We start from the raw sequence: 24,601 nt of genomic DNA, 5'->3' as shown, positions 1-24,601 counted from the left end.
TTGTCGTGGATGAGGCGGCAGGTTAGCCGCAGATCCCGACTCATTTTCAGGAAATTACGGAATATGGTAACAATTCGTCTTTCTCGTGGTGGTGCCAAGAAGCGCCCTTTCTATCATCTGACGGTGACTGACAGCCGCAAGTCACGCGACGGTCGTTTCATCGAGCGCGTGGGCTTCTTCAACCCGGTCGCCCGTGGTCAGGAAGTGCGTCTGAATGTCGACGCCGAGCGCGTGGCGTTCTGGCAGAGCCAGGGTGCACAGCTGTCCGATCGCGTGGCCAAGCTGGTCAAGGAAGCGGGCGCAGCAGCGGCCTGAGCCAGCGTCGCCGGGCATGAGTGAGGCCGCTGAGCGCCTGGTCATCGGCCGTATAACCGGCTGTTATGGCATCAAGGGCTGGGTACGGATTCACTCATACACTGAACCGATGGAAAATTTCCTCGAGTTCAGTGGGTTCAAGGTGCAGCGGCGCGGCGCTTATGAAGCCATCGAGTTCGATGGCGGGCGCAGGCAGGGCAAGGGGCTGGTGGCCCACATTCGCGGTGTTGATGACCGCGATCTTGCCGAGTCCTTCCGGGGTCTTGAGGTGAGCGTTGCCGGCAGCGCGTTACCCGAGCTGGAGGAAGGCGATTACTACTGGCACCAGCTGCAGGGTTTGCAGGTGTGGTGCCATACGGATAGCGGACAGGTGTTGCTCGGCGTAGTCGACTACCTGATCGAGACCGGAGCAAACGATGTGCTGGTGGTGAAGGCCTGTGAGGGCAGTACCGACCAGCGGGAACGGCTCATTCCCTGGCTGCCCGGCACCACGGTGCGGCAGGTGGACGAGGAGTCGGGAAGGATCGAAGTGGATTGGTTTCCGGAAGACTAGGAGCCGTTCACGGGAGGCGGGTGGCACACATGCATATTGCTTTGGTGAGCCTGTTTCCGGAGATGTTCGACGCGGTCAGCGAGCACGGTATAACCGGGCGCGCGGTGCAGCAGGGGCTGGTGGGCCTGAGCCACAGCAACCCCAGGGACTTCACCGAAGACCGCCACCGCACGGTGGACGATCGCCCGTTTGGCGGCGGCCCCGGCATGGTGATGAAAGTGGCGCCTCTCGAGCAGGCGATTCGCGCTGCCAGGGAGCAGGCGAAGCAGCCAGCGCGGGTAATCTACCTGTCCCCCCAGGGGCGCAGGTTCGATCACCGCAAGGCGGTCAGCCTGGCGCGGGAGTCTGCCCTGGTGTTGATTGCGGGGCGCTACGAGGGCATTGATGAGCGCCTGATCGAGCGCGAGGTCGACGAGGAGTTATCCATCGGCGACTACGTGCTCTCAGGTGGAGAGCTGGCGGCCATGGTGGTCATGGACGCGGTGATCCGGCAGTTGCCGGGTGTGTTGGGCCACGCGCTGTCGGCGCAGGAGGATTCCTTCGCCGACGGATTGCTGGATTGCCCACATTACACCCGCCCGGAGAATTATCGGGAGCAGGCGGTACCGGAGGTTTTGTTGAGCGGCGATCACGAGCGGATTCGTCGCTGGCGCCTCAAGCAGGCGCTGGGTCGCACGCTGGATCGGCGCCCGGATCTGCTGGAGGACAGGGCCCTGACGGCCGAGGAACAGGAATTGCTGGCTTTGTACTGCCAGGAACGGGATTTGAGTTGATTCGCTAGCTGTGAAGCTACGCACGGTAAATGACAGGAGCGCACCATGAGCACCAACAAGATTATCTCTCAGCTTGACGCTGAACAGATGCAAAAAGATCTGCCCGAGTTCAGCCCCGGTGACACGGTGGTGGTGCAGGTAAAAGTGAAGGAAGGCAACCGCGAGCGTCTGCAGGCGTTTGAGGGCGTGTGCATTGCCAAGCGCAGCCGCGGCCTGAACTCTGCCTTCACCGTGCGCAAGATCTCCCACGGTGTGGGCGTCGAGCGTACCTTTCAGGCGTACAGCCCCCTGGTGGACAGTGTGACCGTCAAACGTCGCGGTGACGTGCGTCAGGCCAAGCTGTACTACCTGCGCGAACTGTCTGGTAAAGCGGCTCGTATCAAGGAAAAGCTGACCGCCAGGTAAGGCGTGCAAGCAGTATCGAAAGCGGCCCACCTGGCCGCTTTTTTTGTGCCTGCGTATCCGGCAGTTCTGTGCCGTGGCAAACGGTGCTAGGCTAGCGGCCCATGCGTGCCCAGCCCGATTCACTAGACCCAGCCATTGAGCAATATCTCGATGCGCTGTGGTTGGAGAAAGGCCTGAGTGGCAATACGCTGGACGCCTACCGCCGCGATCTCGGCCACTATCAGCAGTGGCTTGCGGGCCGCAAGGCGAGGCTCCTCGAGGCCGATCGCGTCGACTTGCAGGCCTACCTCGCCGCACGCCTCGGCAAGGGACAATCACCGCGGTCGACAGCGCGCTTCATGTCCTGCGCGCGCGGCTTCTATCGCTATCTGCTGCGCGAAGGGCGCCTCGACGCGGACCCGACATTGGATATCGACAGTCCGCAGCTGGGGCGCCCGTTGCCCAAGTCGTTGTCGGAGCAGGATGTGGAGCGCCTGTTGGCGGCGCCGGATACCGGTGATGCCCTGGAGTTTCGTGACCGCGCCATGCTGGAGCTGCTCTACGCCTGCGGTTTGCGGGTGTCGGAGCTGACCGGGTTACAGCTGGTGCAGGTCAGCCTGAATCAGGGCGTGCTGCGGGTATTTGGCAAGGGCAGCAAGGAGCGACTGGTGCCCATGGGGGAGGAGGCGTTGAGCTGGTTGCAGCGTTTTCTGGTGGGTCCGCGCCAGGAGCTGCTCAGGGGGGTGCCCAGCGAGGCCGTGTTTCCCAGCCGTCGCGGCAGCATGATGACTCGCCAAGCCTTCTGGTATCGTATTAAAATCTATGCGCGGCGTGCGGGGATCAGTAAACCACTATCGCCGCACACATTGCGTCACGCGTTTGCCACGCACTTGCTGAACCACGGCGCAGACCTGCGTGTGGTGCAGATGTTGCTGGGGCACAGCGACCTGACCACAACCCAGATTTACACCCACGTCGCCCGGCAGCGCATGCAGGAACTGCACGCCCGGCATCACCCGCGCGGGTGAACAAGCGCCGTGGAACTTGTCACAAGCCGTGTGTTCCAAACTGCCGCGGCACCACGAACTCCGGCGGCAGAGGCCGTCCGTAACCGAGGAATGTTCATGATCAACCGAGTCCTAACTGTTCTGCTGGCCTGCCTGTTTGCGGGTGCTGTTGTCTCCGTCAGAGCTGCCGACCCTGTGCCTGCGGACGTGGCGGACTCCCTGCGTCAGATGCTCGAAAGCCCGGCCGATGGGCTCAAAGTGGCGACGATTGAACCCAGTGAAATTGAGGGCATGTACGCGGTACAGCTGGTCGACGGCCCGCTGGTCTATGCCAGCCGCACCGGTCAGTTCTTTATTGTGGGCGACCTGTTCACGGTGGGGCCTGCGGGTTATGTGAACCTCGCGGAGAAGCGCCGCGATGGTGAGCGCGCCGAGCGGCTCGCGACACTCTCGCCGGCTGACATGATCATATTCCCTGCCAAGGGGGAGACACGGTCCCATATCACGGTATTCACCGATGTCACCTGTTTTTACTGTCAGAAGCTGCATCGCGAAGTCCCGGAGCTGAACAAGCGCGGCGTCGAGGTGCGCTACCTCGCCTATCCGCGTTCTGGCCTGGCCTCCGAGGGGTATCGCAAGCTGGCAACGGCGTGGTGTGCCAATGACCGCGCCGACGTCCTCACGCGCCTGAAGAACGGCGAGTCCGTGGCCGAGAACGTGTGCCAGGGTTCCCCCGTGGCCGACCAGTACCAGCTCGGCCAGTCGATGGGCGTGCGCGGTACGCCGGCCATTATCACGGCCAGCGGCCAGATGATTCCCGGTTACCAGCCCGCGGACGAGCTGATGGGTACGCTTGGCCTGCAATAGCCCCCGGCCGGCGTGTTTAGCCGGCTCCCTCCGTTGACAGCCACGGGTGTACTCAGTACTGTTTGCCACCTTTTTAGTTTGCAGCCTGTAGCGGGCTGCCCAACCGAGTCCCTGTGCCGTGGAAGACCAGTTTCAGCGCATACAGCGCTTGCCCCCCTATGTGTTCAATATTATCGGTGAACTGAAGCAGCAGGCGCGTGCGGCAGGTGAAGACATCATTGATTTCGGCATGGGCAATCCCGATCAGCCAACGCCTTCGCACATCGTCGACAAGCTGGTAGAAACAGCGCGTCGGGGCGACACCCACCGCTATTCGCAGTCCAAGGGCATACCGCGCCTGCGCAAGGCTATCTGCGACTGGTACCAGCGCCGCTACGACGTCACGCTGGACCCCGCCACCGAGGCCATAGTTACGCTCGGTTCCAAGGAAGGCCTGGCGCACCTGGCGCTCGCCACCACCGGCCCGGGTGATGCGATTCTGGTGCCGAATCCGGCGTATCCCATTCACCCCTACGGTTTCGTGATTTCGGGCGCGGATATCCGCCACGTGCCGATGGGCGATGAAAACAGCTTCTTCGATGAGCTGGAGAACGCCATCCGCAACAGCTGGCCGCGGCCCAAGATGCTGGTGCTGAGCTTTCCCTCCAACCCTACCGGGCAGGTGGTGGAGCTGGAGTTTTTCGAGCGGGTTATCGCCGTTGCCCGTGAGCACCAGATCTGGGTGGTGCAGGATCTCGCCTACGCTGACCTCTGCTACGACGGCTACGTCGCGCCGTCGATTCTGCAGGTGGAGGGCGCACGTGAGGTGGCGGTGGAATTCTTCAGCATGTCCAAGAGCTACAATATGCCGGGTTGGCGGGTGGGCTTCTGCTGCGGCAACAAGCAGCTGGTCGGCGCGCTGGGGCGCATGAAGTCCTATCTCGACTACGGCATGTTCACGCCTATTCAGGTGGCCGCGATTGCCGCGCTGGAGGGTGACCAGAGCTGTGTGCAGGAAATCACGGCCATGTATAAAGCGCGTCGTGATGTGCTGTGCAGTGGCCTCAATGCACTGGGTTGGCCGGTCACGCCACCCCGGGCGACCATGTTTGTCTGGGCACGCATTCCTGACTTCTATCAGGAAATGGGGTCGCTGGAATTCAGCAAGAAGCTGTTGCAGGAGGCACAGGTGGCGGTGTCGCCGGGCGTCGGTTTTGGTGAATACGGTGAGGGCTATGTGCGTTTTGGCCTGATTGAAAATGAACACCGCACGCGTCAGGCCCTGCGTAATATCAAGCGCATGTTCCGCGCCGATGGCCACGTGGGAACGGTGTGACGATGCATGATGAAGCAACAGGGGGATCTCCAGTGCAACCCGTGAGAATCGGAATCTGCGGCCTGGGTACAGTAGGCGGCGGCACCTTCAACTTGCTGCAGGAAAACGCCGAGGCGATCGCCGCGCGCGCGCAGGCGCCTCTGGCCGTCGTGCACATTGGCGCGCGGCGCGACAATCCTGCCTGCGATACCGGCAGTGTGCGAGTCAGCCGGGACATTTTCGATGTCGTGGCCGACCCGGACGTTGACGTGCTGGTGGAATTGATCGGCGGCACCACCGTTGCCCGTGAGCTGGTGGAAGCCGCCATCCGCGCCGGCAAGCACGTGGTGACGGCCAACAAGGCGCTCATTGCCGAACACGGCAATGCGCTGTTTGCGCTGGCGGCGGAGCATAACGTTGCAGTGCGCTATGAAGCCGCGGTAGCCGGTGGTATCCCCATCATCAAGGCGTTGCGCGAGGGCCTGGCGGGCAACCATATCGAGTGGCTGGCGGGCATCATCAACGGTACGGGCAACTTCATCCTCAGCGAGATGCGCGAGCACCGCCGGGAGTTTTCCGATGTGCTGGCGGAGGCGCAGGCCCTGGGTTACGCCGAGGCAGACCCCACCTTTGATGTGGAGGGCATCGATGCCGCGCATAAACTGGTGATACTCGCCTCTATCGCTTTTGGCATCCCGCTGCAGTTTGAATCCGTGTACACCGAGGGCATTACGCGCCTCACGCCCCAGGATCTGGATTATGCAGAAGAGCTGGGGTATCGGGTGAAGCACCTGGGTATTGCCAAACAGGGGCCGAGCGGGGTGGAGTTACGCGTGCACCCCACGCTGATTCCTGAAGATCGTCTGCTGGCCAACGTGAACGGTGTCAAAAACGCCGTTTTGGTTGAGGGCAGTGCGGTCGGCCCCACGCTCTATTATGGCGCGGGTGCGGGCGGCAAGCCGACCGCTTCGGCAGTCGTGGCGGATCTGGTAGATCTGGCGCGCGACCTCAGCGCCGGCCAGGTGAGCCGGGTACCGTCCCTGTCGTTCTCCAATGAAGCACTGCGTGATCTGCCGATTGTGCCGATGGCCGAGGTCGAAACACCCTGGTACCTGCGTATGGAAGCCGAGGACCGCACGGGTGTGTTGTCGCGCATCGCGACCATCTTCAGCGACCACGGCATCAGCATTGAAGCGCTGATCCAGAAGGCGCCGGCGGCGGGGCAGGCGACGGTCCCGCTGATCGTGCTGACCAATCGCGCGGCACAGGGCCGCGTGGATGCGGCCGTGGCGGAAATCGAGGCGCTGGACACGATCACCGGCCAGGTGGTCAGGATCCGGGTCGAGCCGCTGGACGGCTAACAGGAGCAAACATGCAATACATCAGCACTCGGGGCCAGGCCCCCGCCCTGAACTTCGAGGAGGTCCTGCTGACCGGCCTCGCCTCCGATGGCGGCCTGTATGTGCCGCAGACACTGCCGCAGTTCAGCCGCGACGAGATCGCCGCCATGGCGGGTATGGACTATGCGCAGCTGGCGCAGCGCATCATCGAACCTTTTGTCGGCGACTGTATTCCCCGCGAGGATCTGCGCGAGATCATCGCCGATACGTACGCGGTGTTTCGCCACGGTGCGGTCGCCCCGCTGGTGCAGATTGGCCACAATCAATGGGTGCTGGAGCTTTTCCACGGGCCCACGCTGGCTTTCAAGGACTTCGCGCTGCAGTTGCTGGGGCGCCTGCTGGACTATGTGCTGGAACGCCGCCACCAGAAAGTGGTGATCATGGGGGCGACCTCCGGAGACACCGGTTCCGCGGCCATCGAAGGCTGCAAACGCTGCAAGAACATCGACATTTTCATCCTGCACCCGCACGACCGCGTATCCGAGGTGCAGCGGCGGCAGATGACCACGGTGGTGGGTGACAACATTCACAACATCGCCGTGCAGGGCAACTTCGATGACTGCCAGGCCATGGTCAAGGCCAGTTTCGGTGATCGCAGTTTCCTGCCGGACGACCGCCACCTGGTGGCCGTCAACTCGATCAACTGGGCGCGCATCATGGCGCAGATCGTGTATTACTTCTATGCCGCCGTTGCCTTGGGCGGTCCGGCACGGCCCGTGGCGTTTTCGGTGCCGACGGGCAACTTCGGTGATATTTTCGCCGGCTACCTGGCGCACCAGATGGGCCTGCCTGTTGCGCAGCTGATCATCGCCACCAACCGCAACGACGTGCTGCACCGGGTGATGACCACGGCTACCTACGGCCGGCAGTCGCTGGAGCACACGCTGTCGCCGAGTATGGACATCACCGTGTCCAGCAACTTCGAACGCCTGCTGTTTGATTTGTACGACCGTGATGGCCATGCCGTGGCTGCCATGATGCGCGATTTCGATGGCGGCGATGTCCACTTCACGGATACCGCGATGCAGCGCGCCCGCGCCCTGTTTTCCAGCTATCGTGTGCCCGACGAGGAAACCTGTGCGCAAATTGCCGCCGTGTGGCAGGAGTCTGAGTACCTGCTCGATCCGCACAGCGCGATCGGGGTAAAGGCAGCGCTGGCCTCGGGCATCGGTGACGGCATTCCGGTGGTGACCCTCGCGACCGCGCACCCGGCGAAGTTCCCTCAGGCGATTCAGCGCGCGGTGGTGGGTTGTGAGCCCCCTTTGCCGTTGCATCTCTCGGACCTGTTTGACCGCACAGAGCGCTTTGAAGTGCAGCCCTGCGACCTGGCCGCCGTGCAGGCCTTCATGGCGAACAACCTCGGCGCCTGAGCGCCCATCGGATGATTCGACGGGTTGTTCGGCGCGCGCCGGAAGCGGTGCCGCTGCTCTCCTCGGGTGAATTGTCACCGCTGTTGGCACGGGTCTACGCCAACCGCGGCGTCAGGCAATCCGCCGAGTTGCAGATGTCCCTGCAGGAGCTGCTGCCACCGGATACGCTGACGGGAACCGATGCGGCAGCGCGCCTGCTGGCCGACGCGCTCGCTGCCGGACAGCGACTGCTGGTCATCGGTGATTTCGATGCCGACGGCGCAACCAGCACGGCAGTGGCGCTCGGCGCGCTGCGCGCGCTCGGTGCCGCGCATGTTGACTACCTGGTGCCGAACCGTTTCGAGTACGGTTACGGCCTCACCCCCGAAATCGTAGCGCTCGCGGCGAACCGGCAGCCGGACCTGATCATCACCGTGGATAATGGCATTGCCAGCATTGACGGCGTGCTGGCGGCGCGCGCGCTGGGTATTGTCACGCTGGTCACCGATCATCACCTGGCAGGCAGCGAGCTGCCGGCCGCAGAGGTCATCGTCAACCCGAACCAGCCGGGTTGTGGCTTCGCCAGCAAGGCACTGGCCGGCGTAGGCGTGATCTTCTACGTCATGCTGGCGCTGCGCGCCGAGCTGCGCCGTCGCGGCTGGTTTCAACAACAGGCGCTGCCCGAACCGAACCTGGCCGAGTATCTGGACCTGGTGGCGTTGGGGACTGTGGCCGATGTGGTGCCACTGGATCGCAATAACCGCATTCTGGTGGCCGCGGGGTTGCAGCGTATTCGGCGCGGCCAGGCGCGTCCGGGCGTTCTCGCCCTGCTGGAGGTAGCCGGCCGCGACCCCGGCAATGCCGTGGCCTCCGACCTGGGTTTCACGGTGGGGCCGCGTCTCAATGCCGCCGGACGGCTGGATGACATGTCCATCGGCATCGAATGCCTGCTGGCGCCCAATCGCGCCGTCGCCAGTGACTATGCGGGCCGTTTGCAGCGCCTGAACGAAGAGCGCCGCCGCATAGAGCAGGGCATGCAGGAGGAAGCCCTGGCACTGCTGGAGGGCCTGGGGCCCGTGTCCCGTGAGGGCGGTGTGCCGGCGGGCATTACGCTGTATGAACCCGGCTGGCATCAGGGCGTGATCGGCATCCTCGCCTCGCGGGTGAAGGAGCGGCTGCACCGACCGACTATCGTATTTGCCGACGCAGGCGCCGATAGCGACGACCTGAAGGGGTCTGCGCGATCCATCCAGGGTATCCATGTGCGCGATGTGCTGGATGCCGTGGCAACGCGCCACCCGGGGCTGCTCACCCGCTTTGGCGGCCACGCCATGGCCGCCGGCCTCACCTTGCCACGGGCTCACTACGCTGCATTTGCGGCGGCTTTCGTGGCGGAAGTTGAGCGACACGGGCGGGACCTCGACCTGGAGGCGGTGCTGGCGTCGGATGGTGAGCTTGAGGCGGCGGACTTTGATCTCTCGCTTGCTGAAACCCTGCGCCTGGGCGGGCCCTGGGGGCAGCACTTTCCGGAACCGCTGTTCGACGGCCGGTTCCGCATCGTGCAGCAGCGGCTGGTGGGGGGCAAACACCTCAAGCTGGTGCTTGGCCGGCCGGGGTCAAGCGACGTATTCGACGCCATCGCCTTCAATGTGGACCTCGATCTGTGGCCGGATGAGAGCAGGGAATGGGTACACGCCGCTTTCCGGCTGGATGTAAACGCCTTCCGAGGGCGGCGTACCTTGCAGCTTATGGTCGAGCAGCTCGAAGCGCTGTAGCGTCCAGGCAGCCTGTTCCGACCCTGTGCCGCGCGGTCGCCTGTGGCCTGTTTTTGTTCGCTACGGTACACTGCGCGCCTTTTCCTGCAGGACTCGCTCACCATGTTAGAGATCAACCCGTTGTTACAAACCCTCAAGGATATCGAGGCACGCACCGCCGTGCTGAGGGGGTATCTTTGACTTCGATACCCGTAAGGAACGTCTTGCCGAAGTAGAGCTGGAGCTCGCCGAACCCAGCGTATGGGATAAGCCTGAGCGCGCGCAGGAGTTGGGCCGTGAGCGCGCGGCGCTGGAAAAAATCGTCTCCACTATTGAGCACCTGGACGGTGCTACGGGTGATGCCGCCGACCTGCTGGAACTGGCAGCGGTGGAGGATGACGAGGGAACAGTCGCCGAAGTGCGCGCCGATATCGACGCGCTGGTCAAACAGTTGGAGCAGCTGGAGTTTCGGCGCATGTTCTCCGGCGAAATGGACCCCAACAACGCCTACCTGGATGTCCAGTCCGGCTCTGGCGGTACGGAGGCCCAGGACTGGGCGGAAATGCTCTTGCGTATGTACTTGCGCTGGGGCGAAGCGAGCGGCTTCAAGACCGATTTGATCGAAGTGTCGGCCGGGGAAGTGGCCGGTATCAAGAGCGCTACGATTCACTTCGAGGGTGAGTACGCCTTCGGCTGGTTGCGCACGGAAACCGGTGTGCACCGTCTGGTGCGCAAATCACCGTTCGATTCCGGCAACCGGCGCCACACGTCATTCGTTTCGGTATTCGTGGCGCCTGAGATTGACGACGATATCGAAATCGACATCAACCCCGCGGACTTGCGCGTGGATACCTACCGCTCCAGCGGCGCGGGCGGTCAGCACGTGAACAAGACCGATTCCGCCGTGCGGATCACGCACAACCCGAGCGGCGTTGTAGTGTCCTGCCAGACCGAGCGCTCGCAGCACCAGAACCGGGACCGGGCGATGAAAATGCTGCGCGCCAAACTGTACGAGCTGGAGATGCTCAAGCGCAGCGAGGCCAAGCAGGCCACCGAGGACAGCAAGGCCGATATCGGCTGGGGCAGCCAGATCCGTTCCTACGTACTGGATCAGTCGCGTATCAAAGACTTGCGCACCGGCGTGGAGACGAGCAATACCCAGGCGGTGCTGGACGGGGATATCGATCTGTTTATCGAAGCCTCACTGAAGAAAGGGCTGTAGGACACCATTATGAAAGAGCAGGATCAGGCCGTGCGCGGCCCGGACGAGGAGAACAAGCTGGTCGCCGAGCGGCGCGGCAAGCTGCGCCAGCTGCGCACACAGCGCAACGCCTTCCCCAACGACTTCCGGCGCACGGGCTGGGCAGCTGACCTGCAGCGCGAATACGGCGCGAGCAGCAAGGAACAGCTCGAAGAGGACGACCAGCGCTTCGCTGTCGCCGGGCGTTTGATTCGCAACCGCGGCGCGTTCCTGCTGATTCAGGATGGCTCTGGTCAGATCCAGCTGTACCTCAACCGCAAGGGCCTCGACGAGGCGACCCTGGCCGAGATCAAGAGCTGGGACCTGGGTGATATCGTTTGTGCGGAAGGGCCTGTGCACAAGTCAGGCAAGGGCGATCTGTACATCAACATGAACAGCGCGCGCCTGCTGACCAAGGCGCTGCGCCCCCTGCCGGATAAATACCATGGTCTGTCAGACCAGGAGCTGCGCTACCGCCAGCGCTATGTAGACCTGATTGTAAACGCCGAGTCCCGCGCCGTGTTCACCCTGCGTTCGCGCATTGTGCGTTTCATCCGTGACTACATGGACGGGCGCGGCTTCATGGAGGTGGAAACCCCCATGATGCAGGTCATTCCCGGCGGTGCGGCGGCCAAACCCTTCGTTACCCATCACAATGCGCTGGACCTGGACATGTACCTGCGCATTGCGCCGGAGCTGTACCTCAAGCGCCTTGTAGTCGGTGGTTTCGAACAGGTGTATGAAATCAATCGCAACTTCCGCAATGAAGGGCTTTCGACCCGGCACAACCCTGAGTTCACCATGCTCGAGTTCTACTGGGCCTACGCGGACTACCGCGACGCCATGGACCTCACCGAAGACATGCTGCGGCAGCTCACGGCCAGCGTGCTGGGTGATACGCGGGTGGTCTACCAGGGCTCGGAGTACGACTTCTCGCGGCCCTTCCAGCGCATGACGGTGGTCGAGGCCATTCTCAGCCACAACCCCGGTATGGACGCCGAAGCGCTGGCGGATGAGCAGGGCGCGCGCGCCATTGCCGAGGAGCTGGGTATTCCGCTGAAGCCGAGCTGGGGGCTGGGCAAGGTGCAAATCGAGATCTTCGAGAAAACCGTTGAGCACCGGTTAGACCAGCCGACCTTTATCACTGCTTATCCCACCGAGGTCTCGCCGCTTGCCCGGCGCAGCGATGCTGATCCCTTCGTGACCGACCGATTTGAGTTTTTCGTCGGCGGGCGAGAGATCGCCAATGGCTTTTCGGAGTTGAATGATGCCGAGGACCAGGCGGAGCGTTTCCGCGCCCAGGTCGCCGAGAAAGATGCCGGTGATGAAGAGGCCATGCATTACGATGCGGATTATATTCGCGCACTGGAATACGGCATGCCACCCACCGCGGGTGAGGGTATCGGCATCGACCGGCTGGTCATGCTGCTGACCGATGCGCCGTCGATTCGCGATGTCCTGCTGTTCCCGCACCTGCGCCCGGAATGAGGTCAGCCTTACCTGCTCGCGCCTTAGCGGTGTTCACGCCGCGGTGTTACACTGATGGTCTGGGGTTCAGTGCGAGGGTATTCCCGTGAGTAATCTGTCGGCGCCGCTGCTGTTGGCGAGTATGTTGCTTGGCTTATCGGCCTGCGCCACCGTGCCGGAAGCGGCTGACCCTCCGCAGCAGGCACAAGCCGCCGAGGCTGGCGTGCCGGCCGCCCCTGCCCCGGAGCTCACCCTGAACCTGCCCTCGCAGTCCGAGTGTGCCTGTGCCACGCCCGCCAGCCGCGACTACACCTTTCTTGAGCGGGGCTATCGTGCTTTGAGTGAAGGTGAGGCCGTCGCCGCGCTGCAGCACTTCCAGCGCTACAAGCGCCTGGAGGTGGAGCCCGCCGCGCAGTGGGAGGCGGATATCGCCATTGCCTATCTGGGCATGCTGCCGGATAGCCCGTTCTACGACCACGACGCGGCCGAGGCGACCTTCCGCAGGCTGGTGGCGCAGTTCACCGCGGAAATGCAGGTGCACCCGACTGCGCTGCTCATGCGCGACTCACTGGCCGCTTTCGCACTGCTCAATCGGCATATTTCCGATCTGGAAAGCAGCAACGCGACGCTGCGTGAAGATCTGCAGAAACGCGAGGAGGCGATCAAGCGTTTGCGGGAGCTGACGTTGGGGCCTTCGCGGGCAGTTCAACCGTAAACGCAGAGCCCATACCGGGCGTGCTCTCCACGCGGATATCGCCGCCCATCAGCTCGCAGTACTCCCGGCAAATCGCCAGCCCCAGGCCCGTGCCGCCATAATTGGCACTGGTGGTATTTTCGGCCTGTACGAAGGCATCGAATATACGCGCCTGCTGCGCGGCGTCCATGCCGATGCCGGTATCGCGCACCGTAAACTGCCAGCAGCCCTGCCCATTGCGGTGGGAGGGCGTCGCCGTGAGGTGCACGTCCCCATCGCGGGTGAACTTGCAGGCGTTGCTCAGCAGATTGAGGAAGATTTGCCGGAAGCGCGTAGCGTCGTTGTGCAGGGGTGGCAGGGTGGTCCAGTCCGGCACATGCAAGCGGTTGTTGCGGTCGCGAAGCAGCGGGGTCATGGCATCGCATACTTGCTGCAGGATATCGCCTGTTGCAAAAGTCTCCAGATGCAGCGTCATCTTCCCGGTTTCGATTTTCGACAGGTCGAGGATGTCGTTGATCAGGGCCAGCAGTTGGCGCCCCGAGCGCACAATTTTTTCCAGGTCGCTGTGAAACTGCTCGCGGTCCACTTCGCCGGGGTCCCCCAGCTCGTCCTGCAACATTTCGCTATAGCCGATAATGGCGTTGAGTGGTGTGCGCAACTCGTGGCTGACATTGGCGAGGAAGCGGCTCTTGGCCGCGTTGGCATCATCGGCGTCGTCCTTGGCCTGACGTACATCCTCGATGGCCCGGCGCAACTTGTCTGACATGTCGTTGAAGGCCTTCGCCAGGTCGCCCAGTTCGCCGCGGTCGTCGAAGTCGTCGATGCGGTAGTCCAGATCACCCATGCCGATGCGCTGGGTGCCGCGCTTGAGCCGTTTCAGGGAGCGCTTGGTGTAGCGCAGCAGGAAGAAGCCGAGTAACGCGGTGAGAAAAATGGTGGCGACAAAACCGATTACCGTAATGCGGTCGGTGAGGGCAATGGTGCGATCGATGATGGTAGAGCGTTGCGCGGCGATGAAGGCCTGGCGTTGCTCCAGCTGGCGCAAATGCTCGAGCGTTTCCACGAAGGGCAGGGGGTCGTCAATGTCGCTATCGAAATCGGGATCGTTGAAGTTGCGGTAGAAGGCCAGCCAGCTGTCCAGCAGGTAGCGGCTGGCCTGTTGCAGGCGCTCATACTGGGGCCGTGTGACTTCGCTGGTCAGTGCGCCGAGTTCGCTGAGTTTACTGTCGATGGTGGCGATGTCCGTTTCCGCGTCCACCAGTTCTTCACTGTCCAGCTTGTCGCCCGTGGTTTCGCGCAGGGTTTCCAATACCAGAATCTGCTGGCGCTGGTTTTCGAGCAACTGCGCCGCATCTGTCGATAGCTGTGCCGCGGTGACCGAACTGCGGTAGGCGAGCATGCTCTCCTGCCGCGCATAGCTCCCCCAGAAGTGTGTTCCCACGTTGATCGAGAACAGCACCAGAATGGTGCAGAGGGAGAGCGTGAGGCGGCGACGCAAGCTCATGCGGGCAGCAACCGGCGAATTTTGCTCAGCAGGTCGGGGAAATCGATCGGCTTGGTGGCATAGTCATCGCAGCCCGCGGCCAGTGCACTTTGCCGGTCGGTCTCCATGGCGTGCGCGGTGAGGGCGATGATGGGGATATCGCTCAGCGACGCGTTCTGGCGCGCCGCACGGCAGGCACTCCAGCCGTCCATCACCGGCAGGTTCATATCCATCAGCACCAGTGCGGGTTGTGCGCTGGCCATGAGCTGCAGGGCCTGCTCGCCATCGGCGGCGGTGATTACGCTGAGCCCGGCGCGGGTCAGACGTCGGCTCAGCATCTCGCAATTGATTTCGTTGTCTTCAACCAGCAGGATCGGCGCCTGTTCAGCCATCACGGTACTCCTCGATGCGGTGCACCACCACCGTCTGGTCGAGCCCGCGGGCCTCCAGCTCGCGGCGGTCGCTCAGCGTGTAGCGGCCGCTGAGCTTCACCGCGGTGCTGTCCGATATGAGTATTTCGCCGCCCCGGCAATGGTCTTCAATGCGCGAGGTGACATTCATGGGGTGGCCGACGAAGCCATATTTGCTGCGCCGTTCGGAACCGATGTTGCCGGCGATCACAGCGCCGGTGTTGAGGGCGATACCGGTGGTCAGAGCGGGCAGGCCGGCGGCGGCGTTGTCGGTGTTGATGCCCTGCATGGCGGCCTGCATGGCCAGCGCGCAGCGGACGGCGCGGTCGGCGTCGTCATCGCGCCTTTGCGGGGCGCCGAATACCGCCAGTATGGCATCGCCGATGAATTCGTCGATCGTGCCGCTGTGTGCCATGATGATGTCCGTCATGGTGCCGAGGTAGCGATTCAGCATGGCGACCACCTCTGCCGGGCCGAGGTGCTCGCTGAGGCTGGTAAAACCGCGAATATCCGACATCATGATAGTCACCTCGCGCAGATCGCCGCCCAGCTCCAGGCCTTCGGGGCGCTCAAGGATGTCGGTGACGATCTCATCGGACAGGTAGCGCCCGAAGGTGGCGCGGATGAATTTCTCATTGCGTTCAAGCTGCTGCCGGTACTGCTCCTCACGGTCGTGCCAGCGTTTGCGTTCAATACCCGCCTTGATCCGCGCCTGCAGGAGCACCGGGTTGAAGGGCTTGAACAGGTAGTCGTCGGCGCCGGCTTCGATGCAGGCAATGATACCGTCCATGTCCTGGCTGCCGGAAATGACGATGACCGGTGTGGCGCGCCAGTCCGGATTCGCCTTGATACGCCGCAACACCTCGCGGCCGTCCATGTCGGGCATCATCAGGTCGAGGAGGACGACGTCGACATCCGATTCCGCCAGCGCGCGCAGTGCCTCGGCACCGCTGGCGGCGGTCACCACCAGGTGGCCGGACCGTGACAGGTAGCGGGCCACCAACTCGCGGTTTTCCGCCAAGTCGTCCACGGCCAGTATAAAGCCGGGCTCCGCCGCCATAACGGGTGGGCGTTGCGCGTCCGCACCGTTGGTGGCGCTCGCGGCGGCGTTCGCGGTAGCTTTCAGGAGCCGCGTGAGGCTGTCGTTCAGCGCCGGCTGTTGCGCACCGATGTCCTCCTGCAGCATTTCCGCATAGCCGCGCATGGCTGAGATCGTGTTCATCAGGTCATGGTGACTGTGTAGCGCTGCCAGCTGTTCTTCCAACGTGCTGGCGAGGCTGAAAATACGCTGCAGATCCTCGAGTGCGGAGGGCGGCATGGCTTCACCACTGGCGCTGGCCTGCGCGCGCAGGTCGGTAACAGCGCCGCGCACAATATGGCTCCAGAGGTCGGGCGAGTCTGTGCTGTGGTTGCTCACGTGGCGCGGGTTCCGGGTCGCATAGTGGCCTGCAGTATAGCGATGCGCGGATTACTGTGGAAATCGGACTTTCATTCGTTATATAAGAAGGGTGGTGATGCTTGCCGGTACCGGGTGGTAATTGCCCTGACAGGTGTGTTTGCCGTGACACTTGAGGTAGTATGTGGACATGGCTTCAGGGACAGGCTTTGCATGAGGCAGGAATAACAAGCATGTTGCAGCAAGTAGAAATATTTCAGGGGCTCTCGCGAGAGGAACTGGACGCACTGGCCAGCAGCAGTACCAGCCGGTCATTTCCGAAGAACACCGTCGTGATCCATGAAAATGATCCGGCCGATTCGCTGTTCGTGATCGAAAGTGGCAAGGTCAAGGTCTACTGCAGTGACAAGAACGGCAAAGAATTCATCATGAACACCCAGGGCGCCGGCGACTATTTCGGTGAGCTGGCGTTGCTCGACGACTCTTTGCGGTCTGCCTCGGTGCGTACGGTAGAGAAGTGCTCCTTCTGTATCATCTTCAAGGAAGACTTTAATCGCGTGCTCGATGAGCACCCGAGTATTGCGCGCAAGCTCATCAGCAACCTGGCCCAGCGTGTGCGCAAGCTCACGGCGGACGTCAAGAGCCTGGCACTGCAGGATGTGTATGGTCGCGTCGCCAATGTGCTGATGGACCTGTCCGAAGAGCGCGGCGATGGCACGCTGTTCATCCCGGAAAAACTCACCCAGCAGGACATTGCGGACCGGGTGGGTGCTTCACGGGAGATGGTGGCGCGCATCTTGAAGGACCTCACCATCGGCGAGTACATTCGTTTTGAGGGCCGCCACATCATCATTAATACCCGGCTGCCCGCCAAGTACTGAGTGGGCGGGGCTAGCGCTTCGCCAGTACCTGTAACCGTAGCTCGCCCCGGGCCAGCCGGGCGTCCAGCTGCGAACCCTCCCGCACGCTGTCGGCATCCCGCACAACAGCCCCGTGTTCGTCACGCAGAATACTGTAGCCGCGGGTCAAGGTGGCCAGCGGGCTGACTGAATCCAGCAATTGGGAGAGGTGGCTCAGGCGGGATGCCGCGCCGCGCAGCTGCTGTTGCACCCCGCGCTGCAGGCGCTGGTCCAGCTGCATCACCTGATTAGTCAGTGTGTGCAGGCGCGCTTCGGGTGAGCGCGCCCGGATGCGATGCTCCAGTACTGCCAGCCGCCCACGCTGTTCACGCAAATGACCGCGCTGGGCTCGCAGCAGGCGCTGCTCCAGCTCGTCCAGCCTTTGCGATTGTTCACGCAGCAGCTGGCCGGGGTGGCGCAGGCGCTGCCGCAGGTGATACAGGTCGCGACCGGCCCGTTCCAACCGCAGGCGCATGCGCCCGACCATGGCCTGTTCAAGCCGGTGCAGCAGGGCGGCGCGCTCGCGCTGGTCGGGGCTCAGTAGCTCCGCCGCGGCAGAGGGGGTGGGCGCGCGCTGGTCTGCCACCATATCGGCGATGCTGATATCGACCTCGTGGCCCACTGCGCTCACCACGGGCAGCGCGCTGGCGGCAATGGCCCGCGCAACCACCTCTTCATTGAAAGCCCAGAGATCCTCCAGCGAACCGCCGCCGCGGGTTACGAGCAGGGCGTCGAAGTGCGCCTCGCCCGCCGCCTGCCAGCGATTGGCCTGTGCCAGGGCGGCGGCGATCTCGCCGGCTGCGGCCTCCCCCTGCACTGCCACCGGCAACAGCAGAACCCGCATGCCGGGGCAGCGCCGTCGCAGGACGGTGAGCACGTCGTGAATGGCGGCGCCGCTGGCGGAGGTAATCACGCCCAGCGTGCGCACCTCCGCCGGCAGGGCGCGTTTGCGCTCCGCGGCAAACAATCCCTCCACCTGGAGCTTGTCGCGCAGGCGCTCGAATGCTGCTTGTAGCGCACCTGCCCCCGCGTGCTCCAAGTGCTCCACAATGAGCTGGAATTCGCCGCGACCTTCATACAGCGAAACCCGGCAGCGCAGCCTTATGGCCATGCCATTGGCGGGTTTGACGCGCATATGCTGGTTGCGATTGCGGAACATGGCACAGCGCACCTGTGCACCGCTGTCTTTGAGGGAGAAATACCAGTGGCCGGAGGAGGGGGCGGCAAAGTTGCTGATTTCACCCTCAACCCATACGTAGTCGAAGTGGCTTTCCAGCAGGCGCCGCGCTTCACGGTTCAGTTGGCCGACGGTCAGCGTGGGCAGATTGCCGGAAGTAGGGTGTTGCAGCACGGACTTTGGTTTACCTGTAGTGGCCAGAAGATTTATAATTGCACGTTTAGCTGCTACCCGCCAGCCGGAGATTCCCATGTTGCGTATCGCCCAGGAAGCCCTCACTTTCGATGACGTATTGCTGCTGCCCGGGTACTCCGATGTCATCCCCAGTGATGTATCGCTGCGTACCCGGCTCACCCGCGGCATCGAGCTGAATATACCGCTGGTGTCGGCGGCCATGGATACAGTGACCGAAGCGCGCCTGGCCATTGCCCTTGCGCAGGAAGGCGGCATCGGCATCATCCACAAGAGCATGACCATTGCGGAGCAGGCCGAGCAGGTGCGCCGCGTGAAGAAGTTCGAGAGCGGCGTGGTCAAGGACCCCATCACCATCCAACAGAACGCTTCGCTGGCAGAGCTGCGGGAACTGACCAACGCCCACGGCTTCTCCGGGGTGCCGGTGCTCAATGGCAAGGATCTGGTGGGCATTGTGACGCGCCGCGACACCCGCTTCGAGTCCGACCCGACCAAATCCGTGTCCGAGCTGATGACGCCCAAGGACAAACTGGTCACGGTTCGCGAGGGGGCCAGCTCCGAGCAGGTCCAGCGCCTGCTGCACCACCACCGTATCGAGAAGATTCTCGTGGTCAGCGAGAATTTCGAACTGCGTGGCATGATTACGGTGAAGGACTTCGACAAGGCTGAGAGCTTTCCCATGGCCTGCAAGGACTCGTACGGCCAATTGCGGGTGGGCGCTTCGGTGGGTACCAGCCCCGACACGGGTGACCGTGTGGCGGCCTTGATCCGCGCCGGAGTGGATGTGCTGGTCGTCGACACGGCACACGGCCACTCCCGCAATGTCATCGACCGCGTACGGCAGATCAAGGCTGACTTTCCCTCGGTTCAGGTAATCGGCGGCAATATCGCCACCGCGGCCGCGGCGCTGGCGCTGGCCCAGGCCGGTGCGGATGGTGTCAAAGTCGGTATCGGTCCGGGGTCGATTTGCACCACACGCATTGTGACCGGCACCGGGGTGCCGCAGATCAGCGCCATTTCCAATGTGATTGCGGCGCTGGCAGAGCACGATGTGCCCGTGATTGCCGACGGTGGCATTCGTTTCTCGGGTGACATCGCCAAGGCGCTGGTGGCCGGTGCCCACGCGGTGATGATGGGCAGCATGTTCGCCGGCACGGAAGAAGCACCTGGCGAAGTGGAGCTCTATCAGGGGCGTACTTACAAGGCCTACCGCGGCATGGGCTCACTGGGCGCCATGTCGCGTACCCAGGGGTCCTCCGACCGCTACTTCCAGGATGCCGGAAAAGGCGCAGAGAAGCTCGTGCCGGAAGGTATCGAGGGTCGCGTGCCCTACAAGGGCCCAGTGTCTGCGATTATTCACCAGCTGATGGGCGGTGTGCGTTCCGCCATGGGCTATACCGGCAGCCCTACCATCGATGACATGCGCACCCGCCCCGAGTTTGTGCGGGTTACCGCCGCGGGCATGTCCGAAAGCCACGTGCACGACGTCTCGATCACCAAGGAAGCGCCGAACTACCCGGTGCGCTAGGGCCCAACCGCAATGACAGCAGATATTCACGCCAGCCGGATCCTCATACTGGATTTCGGGTCCCAGTACACCCAGCTGATTGCGCGTCGTGTGCGGGAGGTGGGCGTATACAGCGAGATACGCGCCTTCGACATGAGTGAAAGCGAGATTCGCGAGTTTGCGCCCAGCGGCGTTATCCTGTCCGGCGGCCCCGAATCCGTGCCTTCCCCCGGCTCACCGCGGGCACCGGTCTGCGTGTTCGAGCTGGGCGTGCCGGTGCTGGGCATTTGCTACGGCATGCAGACCATGGCGGAGCAGTTTGGTGGGCAGGTAAGCGCATCGCCGACCAGTGAATTCGGCTACGCACAAATTCGCCTGGTGACCCAGGCCGGGCTGTTCCACGACATCCGGGATCACTTCGACAGCGCCGGCAACAGCTTGCTGGATGTGTGGATGAGCCACGGAGACAAGGTCGTCAAGCTGCCACCCGACTTTGAGCTGGTGGCGGCCACCGACAGTTGCCCGATTGCCGGCATGGCACACCGCAGCAAGCCCTTTTACGGCATCCAGTTTCACCCCGAAGTGACCCACACTCTGCAGGGCAAGCGCATCTTCGAGCATTTTGTGCTGGAACTGTGTGGTTGCGAGGCATTGTGGACGCCGGCCAATATTGTCGAGGATGCGATCGCGCGCGTGCGCGATACCGTGGGCAGCGGCAAGGTGCTGCTGGGCCTGTCGGGCGGTGTGGATTCGTCCGTCGTGGCGGCGCTATTGCACCGAGCCATTGGCGACCAGTTGACCTGCGTGTTTGTCGACAATGGACTGTTGCGCCTGAATGAGGGCGACCAGGTCATGGAAATGTTTGCGCGCAACATGGGTGTGAAGGTCATTCGTGTGAATGCCGAGGACCTTTTCCTCGGCAAGCTCGCCGGCGAGGCGGACCCGGAAGCCAAGCGCAAGATCATCGGCAACACCTTCATTGAGGTATTCGACGAAGAAGCCACCACGCTGAAGGATGTGAACTGGCTGGCGCAGGGCACTATCTACCCGGACGTGATTGAATCTGCCGGTGCGAAAACCGGCAAGGCGCATGTGATCAAGTCACACCACAACGTGGGTGGCCTGCCGGATGACATGGCGATGGAGCTGGTTGAGCCGCTGCGCGAACTGTTCAAGGACGAGGTGCGGCGCATCGGCCTCGAACTGGGGCTGCCCTACGACATGGTGTACCGCCACCCCTTCCCCGGCCCGGGCCTTGGCGTACGGATTCTTGGCGAAGTGAAAAAGGAATACGCCGAGCTGCTGCGGCGCGCCGATGCCATCTTCATAGAAGAGTTGCATCGCGCCGACTGGTACCACAAAACCAGCCAGGCCTTTGCCGTGTTTCTGCCGGTGAAATCCGTGGGCGTGGTGGGGGATGGTCGTCGCTATGAATGGGTGATTGCCCTGCGTGCAGTGGAAACCGTGGATTTCATGACAGCGCGCTGGGCGCATTTGCCCTATGAGCTGCTGGAAACGGTGTCGAATCGGATTATCAATGAGATATCGGGTGTTTCACGGGTGACCTATGACGTGAGCAGCAAGCCGCCGGCGACTATTGAGTGGGAATGATTTCGCGTCTGGCACTGGCGGGCACCTGCAAGCAATAAATATCATTAAAGTACTATAAATATAGAGTTATTCTCCTTTTTGTCTGGCAGCGGCTGGCACGCTCTGGCACCTCCAAGCAAACTTTTTCAATGGTATAAAACATGGTGCTGTTCTCTGGAACGTCAGGGCTATGACGAAATACCATGCTACATTTTTCAGTTCATTCATGGTATTAAAATAAGCTAACTTACTGATATAGAAGAGGATATATAGAAAAATATACCGTATAGAATCATGGTATTATTTTCTACGGGAGGACTTGTGATGCTGACAGATACCAAGCTGCGCAACTTGAAGCCCAAGGACAAGATCTACAAGTGTCTATACCGCGATCAAGGCTCGCGGTCCGGGAACACCGCAGATCCTGATACCACCCCGACAGGATGCACAGACGCGGAGCGGGGCCAGCATATCTAGTCAACGCAACGCGACCATCCAAGCGATTGGTGCCACTGGCCACAGACGGAGGGCGCATGACTAAGGCTATACTCGACGTAGCTTGGTGGAAACTGCAATGTGGCGATGCAAAGCGATCATCGGCGGTTCCATGCGAAGTCGCACTGTGGCGTCAAAGAAGACAGAGGCTGCACTTGCGTGCACGATTTTGAACAGAATGACGCAGCTACGGATAGCGGATGGCTATCGCATCACGTAATGAGAACGCTTCAACATAGAGATCGACTCGTCATTGAGTCATGCAACAAGGCCGAGGCGAGGCTAAAGACATTTGTCTGGATAACCACGATTATCGATGAGGCAGGCGATGAATATTACGAAACGACAACCCGTCAGTGTGGGCGAAATGATCACAGAGGAATTTCTCATGCCTATGGGATTGACCCAGGGGCAACTTGCCGAATCGATGGGAAGTAGTCGAAAAACTGTCAACGAGTCGTGTAGAAATCGTCGCGCCGTGACGGCGGACACCGCATTGATGCTTGCCATGGTCTCTAGCGATACGGCTGACTTTTGGTTGAATTCGCAGCAGCGAAACGAGTTGGGGAAAGCGCTGAACACGCCAAAGCGCAGAGCGCGAATCGAGAAAGCCAAGCCCATCGTAGCTTGATTTCTTTCTGTGTTGGAGTGTTTCTGTGGGACCACCATGGGACCATCCTCACGCCTTCTGACGCCCCCTCATGCCGGGTCCAATTTTTAACTCTCTGATTTATAAGGCATTAGAGGGCATGACGAGGCGTAAAAATGCATGGCTCAGGGTTCGGATCCCTCGCTCTCCGCCATATAACGGGTTGATTTCATTGGAATAAGATCTCTTCCCTGCTCCGTTTGGGACCATTTTGGGACCAAACCTTCAGAAACCCCTAGAAGAGGGCTCTGCATATCTCAGACCCTGACGCCGAATTGCTGTACTTTTTCAGTCCAGACTGTGGAGCGTGCCAAAAATTTGATGCGGAAGTTGGATTCATGTACCACAAAACTGCCGAGGCGAGGGCTATTCCCCTGCGGAGTGTACCCATGCCTTGTCGCTTTCCAGGAAGAGCACCAGGTCTGGCTCCTGTGCCGAGACCAGCTCCACCAGTTTGGAATATTGACGGTTACTCATTAACACGTTGGCGATCATGATACGCACTACCGATTGCTCACCGGTTGCGGGGCAAGACTCTAGTTCCGGGCGCGCAAACCTGCTGTAGGCAATGAGCCTTCTGCCGTGTTCGATTGCACAACCGAGGCTTATCGCCAGTCCAATGACTAGTACGTGAGCGGGTGCTTTACTATTGAGCAGAGGGACCATGTACAAGGCCGCCAGGGCAGTCGCCAGCGCCAGCAGTTGCAAACGCGGAAAGTCCAGGCCTCGTATCCACCACTGGGGCCGTCGCGACAGCGGGGCCAGGGTCAATAGCAACAGTAGCAGGGTCAGGCAGTGTAGTAGTGTCAGCATAGCGCAATAGAGTTTGCAGGAAACGCGCCCCTTTGACTAACGTTTACTGGCTTCACTGCCGCATCGGCAACACATTGGGGGCTGCTGGGCGCTATACTTGAGGCACGTTTACAGAACCGAAACAGGATCAAGCGGATGGCAGGCAACAGTCCCCGTGAAATTGTGCAGGACAGTCCGTGGTTTCAAGGACTGCCGGACATCGCACTCGATGAACTGACCGCTTCTGCCACGGAGAGGGAGCTCTCTGTGTCAAGTTATATCTATGAACAGGGGCTGCCTACGCGTGAGATATGCTGCCTGCTTTCAGGCCGGGTGCGGGTATCCATTTCCAGTCCCAATGACCAGGAGTTTGCCCTGGTGGATCATGAGGCGGGTACCTGGCTGGGGTTGCCGTCGTTGCTGGGTGATCAGGAGAGGGTCATCGACGCCCGGGTCATCGAAGCGTGCCGCATACTGGTCATATCCCGCGACGTGGTGCTGGCGGTGGGAGACCGGTACCCGATCATGTACCGCAACCTGTTTCGCCACAATCAACAGACCATCCGCGACCTGCACGTGTTGATGGCGGGGATTCTGTTTTACCCATTGCAGTCGCGGGTGGCAGGTCGTCTGCTGGACTTTGCGCGCGACCACGGTAAACAGGTCGACAATGGCGTGCTGCTGGATATCAAGGTCAGCCAGAATGAATTTGCCCGCCTATCCCTGGGTTCCCGGCAGCGGGTCAATAAGATATTTCGTGATTGGACCGAGCGCGGTGTCGTGGTTAGTCATGAAGACCGTCTGCTGATTCCCAATATCGAAGACCTGCAACGGGAATTAAGCCTGTTCGAGTGACCAGTCACCTAAGTGACAGGGTACTTTCAAGGTCGCCTGCTAGTCTCTGCGCCTGATCG

23 protein-coding genes are annotated in these 24,601 nt (G+C 61.7%); 18 read left to right on the top strand and 5 right to left on the bottom strand.

From position 1 onward, the window contains the following. The first annotated feature begins 63 nt into the window (after positions 1-63). From rpsP to EGJ68_RS13715, 13 genes are all read left to right on the top strand, one after another. Positions 64-315 carry a 30S ribosomal protein S16 gene (rpsP, locus tag EGJ68_RS13775; RefSeq protein ID WP_123035143.1) on the top strand — a complete coding sequence of 84 codons (252 nt, stop codon included), beginning with the start codon at positions 64-66 and terminating at the stop codon, positions 313-315. Positions 316-331: 16 nt separating this feature from the next. Then, complete coding sequence (gene rimM / locus EGJ68_RS13770; RefSeq protein ID WP_123035142.1) at positions 332-868, top strand: ribosome maturation factor RimM; 537 nt, start codon at positions 332-334, stop codon at positions 866-868. A gap of 29 nt (positions 869-897) precedes the next feature. Beyond that, positions 898-1,641: a tRNA (guanosine(37)-N1)-methyltransferase TrmD gene (trmD, locus tag EGJ68_RS13765; RefSeq protein WP_123035141.1), complete on the top strand. Its 744-nt coding sequence runs from the start codon at positions 898-900 to the stop codon at positions 1,639-1,641. 45 nt (positions 1,642-1,686) lie between these two features. After that, positions 1,687-2,046: a 50S ribosomal protein L19 gene (gene rplS, locus EGJ68_RS13760; protein WP_123035140.1), complete on the top strand. Its 360-nt coding sequence runs from the start codon at positions 1,687-1,689 to the stop codon at positions 2,044-2,046. A gap of 101 nt (positions 2,047-2,147) precedes the next feature. Next, positions 2,148-3,053, top strand: coding sequence for a site-specific tyrosine recombinase XerD (gene xerD / locus EGJ68_RS13755; protein ID WP_123035139.1), 906 nt, complete (start codon positions 2,148-2,150; stop codon positions 3,051-3,053). 96 nt (positions 3,054-3,149) lie between these two features. Further along, positions 3,150-3,899 carry a DsbC family protein gene (locus EGJ68_RS13750; protein WP_123035338.1) on the top strand — a complete coding sequence of 250 codons (750 nt, stop codon included), beginning with the start codon at positions 3,150-3,152 and terminating at the stop codon, positions 3,897-3,899. A gap of 118 nt (positions 3,900-4,017) precedes the next feature. Next, the gene (alaC, locus tag EGJ68_RS13745; RefSeq protein WP_123035138.1) at positions 4,018-5,214 is read left to right on the top strand and encodes an alanine transaminase; all 1,197 of its coding nucleotides are present in this window, start codon (positions 4,018-4,020) and stop codon (positions 5,212-5,214) included. A gap of 32 nt (positions 5,215-5,246) precedes the next feature. Continuing rightward, complete coding sequence (locus EGJ68_RS13740) at positions 5,247-6,554, top strand: homoserine dehydrogenase (protein WP_233248824.1); 1,308 nt, start codon at positions 5,247-5,249, stop codon at positions 6,552-6,554. 11 nt (positions 6,555-6,565) lie between these two features. After that, positions 6,566-7,963 (top strand): threonine synthase, encoded by a 1,398-nt coding sequence (thrC, locus tag EGJ68_RS13735; protein ID WP_123035136.1) that lies wholly within the window; start codon positions 6,566-6,568, stop codon positions 7,961-7,963. A gap of 11 nt (positions 7,964-7,974) precedes the next feature. After that, positions 7,975-9,717: a single-stranded-DNA-specific exonuclease RecJ gene (gene recJ / locus EGJ68_RS13730; RefSeq protein ID WP_123035135.1), complete on the top strand. Its 1,743-nt coding sequence runs from the start codon at positions 7,975-7,977 to the stop codon at positions 9,715-9,717. A 102-nt stretch (positions 9,718-9,819) separates the two neighbouring features. Beyond that, positions 9,820-10,918, top strand: a protein-coding gene (gene prfB / locus EGJ68_RS13725; protein WP_123035134.1) for a peptide chain release factor 2 whose coding sequence is annotated in 2 segments (ribosomal slippage) — positions 9,820-9,894 and positions 9,896-10,918 — 1,098 coding nt in all. Because the reading frame shifts where the segments join, the coding sequence is not laid out codon by codon here. 9 nt (positions 10,919-10,927) lie between these two features. After that, complete coding sequence (gene lysS / locus EGJ68_RS13720) at positions 10,928-12,424, top strand: lysine--tRNA ligase (RefSeq protein ID WP_123035133.1); 1,497 nt, start codon at positions 10,928-10,930, stop codon at positions 12,422-12,424. Between the two features lie 85 nt (positions 12,425-12,509). Continuing rightward, complete coding sequence (locus EGJ68_RS13715) at positions 12,510-13,118, top strand: hypothetical protein (RefSeq protein WP_233248823.1); 609 nt, start codon at positions 12,510-12,512, stop codon at positions 13,116-13,118. Here the strand turns inward: EGJ68_RS13715 and EGJ68_RS13710 are convergent. Genes EGJ68_RS13710 through EGJ68_RS13700 form a run of 3 tightly spaced genes read right to left on the bottom strand, consistent with a single transcriptional unit; the run spans position 13,066 to position 16,407 of the window. Next, entirely contained in the window at positions 13,066-14,601 is a 1,536-nt protein-coding gene (locus EGJ68_RS13710) for a sensor histidine kinase (RefSeq protein ID WP_123035132.1), read from the bottom strand. The genes EGJ68_RS13715 and EGJ68_RS13710 overlap by 53 nt on opposite strands. Then, positions 14,598-14,972, bottom strand: a complete 375-nt coding sequence (locus EGJ68_RS13705; RefSeq protein WP_123035131.1) for a response regulator — start codon at positions 14,970-14,972, stop codon at positions 14,598-14,600. Before EGJ68_RS13705 ends, EGJ68_RS13710 begins: the two co-directional genes overlap by 4 nt. After that, on the bottom strand, positions 14,965-16,407 hold the full coding sequence (locus EGJ68_RS13700) for an adenylate/guanylate cyclase domain-containing protein (protein ID WP_199228052.1): 1,443 nt from the start codon (positions 16,405-16,407) through the stop codon (positions 14,965-14,967). Before EGJ68_RS13700 ends, EGJ68_RS13705 begins: the two co-directional genes overlap by 8 nt. Before the next feature lie 212 nt (positions 16,408-16,619). On the opposite strand from EGJ68_RS13700, the gene EGJ68_RS13695 reads away from it, so the two are divergent. Then, positions 16,620-17,267 carry a Crp/Fnr family transcriptional regulator gene (locus tag EGJ68_RS13695; protein ID WP_027948688.1) on the top strand — a complete coding sequence of 216 codons (648 nt, stop codon included), beginning with the start codon at positions 16,620-16,622 and terminating at the stop codon, positions 17,265-17,267. Positions 17,268-17,277: 10 nt separating this feature from the next. On the opposite strand, the gene xseA is transcribed toward EGJ68_RS13695, so the two are convergent. Then, positions 17,278-18,633: an exodeoxyribonuclease VII large subunit gene (gene xseA / locus EGJ68_RS13690; protein ID WP_408609913.1), complete on the bottom strand. Its 1,356-nt coding sequence runs from the start codon at positions 18,631-18,633 to the stop codon at positions 17,278-17,280. A gap of 79 nt (positions 18,634-18,712) precedes the next feature. Here xseA and guaB point away from each other — a divergent pair, with 79 nt between their 5' ends. The 3 genes from guaB to EGJ68_RS13675 all read left to right on the top strand — a co-directional run bounded on the left by guaB (position 18,713) and on the right by EGJ68_RS13675 (position 22,877). Next, the gene (gene guaB, locus EGJ68_RS13685) at positions 18,713-20,182 is read left to right on the top strand and encodes an IMP dehydrogenase (protein ID WP_123035129.1); all 1,470 of its coding nucleotides are present in this window, start codon (positions 18,713-18,715) and stop codon (positions 20,180-20,182) included. A gap of 12 nt (positions 20,183-20,194) precedes the next feature. Beyond that, a complete protein-coding gene (gene guaA / locus EGJ68_RS13680; protein WP_123035128.1) occupies positions 20,195-21,772 on the top strand; it encodes a glutamine-hydrolyzing GMP synthase in 1,578 nt (525 codons plus the stop codon). An 802-nt stretch (positions 21,773-22,574) separates the two neighbouring features. Continuing rightward, on the top strand, positions 22,575-22,877 hold the full coding sequence (locus tag EGJ68_RS13675; protein ID WP_123035335.1) for a HigA family addiction module antitoxin: 303 nt from the start codon (positions 22,575-22,577) through the stop codon (positions 22,875-22,877). Positions 22,878-23,261: 384 nt separating this feature from the next. Here EGJ68_RS13675 and EGJ68_RS13670 read toward each other — a convergent pair whose 3' ends face one another. Beyond that, positions 23,262-23,708 carry a hypothetical protein gene (locus tag EGJ68_RS13670; protein ID WP_123035127.1) on the bottom strand — a complete coding sequence of 149 codons (447 nt, stop codon included), beginning with the start codon at positions 23,706-23,708 and terminating at the stop codon, positions 23,262-23,264. A 135-nt stretch (positions 23,709-23,843) separates the two neighbouring features. On the opposite strand from EGJ68_RS13670, the gene EGJ68_RS13665 reads away from it, so the two are divergent. Further along, the gene (locus EGJ68_RS13665; protein WP_123035126.1) at positions 23,844-24,542 is read left to right on the top strand and encodes a Crp/Fnr family transcriptional regulator; all 699 of its coding nucleotides are present in this window, start codon (positions 23,844-23,846) and stop codon (positions 24,540-24,542) included. Positions 24,543-24,601 lie beyond the last annotated feature (59 nt).

Source organism: Haliea alexandrii (assembly GCF_003719295.1).
Lineage (GTDB): Bacteria > Pseudomonadota > Gammaproteobacteria > Pseudomonadales > Halieaceae > Haliea > Haliea alexandrii.
The sequence above is the reverse complement of the archived record's forward strand: the minus strand, read 5'-3'. Positions and strand labels throughout refer to the sequence as shown.

Excerpts from the sequence above, each read along its gene's own strand:
- recJ (WP_123035135.1), top strand. The coding sequence starts at position 7,975 with ATGATTCGACGGGTTGTTCGGCGCGCGCCGGAAGCGGTGCCGCTGCTC.
- EGJ68_RS13670 (WP_123035127.1), bottom strand. The coding sequence starts at position 23,708 with ATGCTGACACTACTACACTGCCTGACCCTGCTACTGTTGCTATTGACC.
- EGJ68_RS13665 (WP_123035126.1), top strand. The coding sequence starts at position 23,844 with ATGGCAGGCAACAGTCCCCGTGAAATTGTGCAGGACAGTCCGTGGTTT.
- EGJ68_RS13695 (WP_027948688.1), top strand. The coding sequence starts at position 16,620 with ATGTTGCAGCAAGTAGAAATATTTCAGGGGCTCTCGCGAGAGGAACTG.
- EGJ68_RS13705 (WP_123035131.1), bottom strand. The coding sequence starts at position 14,972 with ATGGCTGAACAGGCGCCGATCCTGCTGGTTGAAGACAACGAAATCAAT.
- guaB (WP_123035129.1), top strand. The coding sequence starts at position 18,713 with ATGTTGCGTATCGCCCAGGAAGCCCTCACTTTCGATGACGTATTGCTG.
- lysS (WP_123035133.1), top strand. The coding sequence starts at position 10,928 with ATGAAAGAGCAGGATCAGGCCGTGCGCGGCCCGGACGAGGAGAACAAG.
- thrC (WP_123035136.1), top strand. The coding sequence starts at position 6,566 with ATGCAATACATCAGCACTCGGGGCCAGGCCCCCGCCCTGAACTTCGAG.
- rplS (WP_123035140.1), top strand. The coding sequence starts at position 1,687 with ATGAGCACCAACAAGATTATCTCTCAGCTTGACGCTGAACAGATGCAA.
- EGJ68_RS13710 (WP_123035132.1), bottom strand. The coding sequence starts at position 14,601 with ATGAGCTTGCGTCGCCGCCTCACGCTCTCCCTCTGCACCATTCTGGTG.
- trmD (WP_123035141.1), top strand. The coding sequence starts at position 898 with ATGCATATTGCTTTGGTGAGCCTGTTTCCGGAGATGTTCGACGCGGTC.
- EGJ68_RS13750 (WP_123035338.1), top strand. The coding sequence starts at position 3,150 with ATGATCAACCGAGTCCTAACTGTTCTGCTGGCCTGCCTGTTTGCGGGT.
- guaA (WP_123035128.1), top strand. The coding sequence starts at position 20,195 with ATGACAGCAGATATTCACGCCAGCCGGATCCTCATACTGGATTTCGGG.
- rimM (WP_123035142.1), top strand. The coding sequence starts at position 332 with ATGAGTGAGGCCGCTGAGCGCCTGGTCATCGGCCGTATAACCGGCTGT.
- xerD (WP_123035139.1), top strand. The coding sequence starts at position 2,148 with ATGCGTGCCCAGCCCGATTCACTAGACCCAGCCATTGAGCAATATCTC.
- EGJ68_RS13675 (WP_123035335.1), top strand. The coding sequence starts at position 22,575 with ATGAATATTACGAAACGACAACCCGTCAGTGTGGGCGAAATGATCACA.
- rpsP (WP_123035143.1), top strand. The coding sequence starts at position 64 with ATGGTAACAATTCGTCTTTCTCGTGGTGGTGCCAAGAAGCGCCCTTTC.